Origin of the sequence: Bacillus sp. 7894-2 (assembly GCF_002272225.1) — a bacterium.
Classification (GTDB): Bacteria; Bacillota; Bacilli; order Bacillales; family Cytobacillaceae; genus Cytobacillus.
In genome coordinates this window covers 1-932 of sequence record NZ_NPDG01000114.1, presented here as the reverse complement: position 1 = coordinate 932, position 932 = coordinate 1, and the positions used below count along the sequence as shown (strand labels likewise).

The window sequence follows — 932 nt, the reverse complement described above, 5'->3', positions numbered from 1 at the left end:
TTTCTCCGCTACCCACACCTCATCCACGCACTTTTCAACGTGCGTGGGTTCGGGCCTCCATCCAGTGTTACCTGGACTTCACCCTGGACATGGGTAGATCACCTGGTTTCGGGTCTACGACCACATACTCATTCGCCCTATTCAGACTCGCTTTCGCTGCGGCTCCGTCTTATCAACTTAACCTCGCATGTAATCGTAACTCGCCGGTTCATTCTACAAAAGGCACGCTATCACCCATTAACGGGCTCTAACTACTTGTAGGCACACGGTTTCAGGATCTCTTTCACTCCCCTTCCGGGGTGCTTTTCACCTTTCCCTCACGGTACTGGTTCACTATCGGTCACTAGGGAGTATTTAGCCTTGGGAGATGGTCCTCCCTGCTTCCGACGGGATTTCTCGTGTCCCGCCGTACTCAGGATCCACTCTGGAGGGAACGAAGTTTCAACTACAGGGCTTTTACCTTCTCTGGCCGGCCTTTCCAGACCTGTTCATTTACCTCGTTCCTTTGTAACTCCGTATAGAGTGTCCTACAACCCCAAGAGGCAAGCCTCCTGGTTTGGGCTAATCCCGTTTCGCTCGCCGCTACTCAGGAAATCGCGTTTGCTTTCTCTTCCTCCGGGTACTTAGATGTTTCAGTTCCCCGGGTCTGCCTTCCATACCCTATGTATTCAGGTAAAGATCCTATCCCATTACGGATAGGGGGTTTCCCCATTCGGAAATCTCCGGATCAAAGCTTACTTACAGCTCCCCGAAGCATATCGGTGTTAGTACCGTCCTTCATCGGCTCCTAGTGCCAAGGCATTCACCGTGCGCCCTTTCTAACTTAACCGTATTTGACAGGTTCATCGAAGATGAACACAATCAAAGGTTTTTAACTCTATTTACATAGAGAGAATTTACTAAAATGGCGATTACTCGGTTATTGCTTCTTC

At 49.9% G+C, this 932-nt stretch carries 1 rRNA gene; it reads right to left on the bottom strand.

Going from position 1 to position 932, the window contains the following annotated elements:
* Window positions 1-829: ribosomal RNA gene (locus CHI10_RS17075) — 23S ribosomal RNA — on the bottom strand; the annotation flags it as partial.
* Window positions 830-932: the final 103 nt, after the last annotated feature.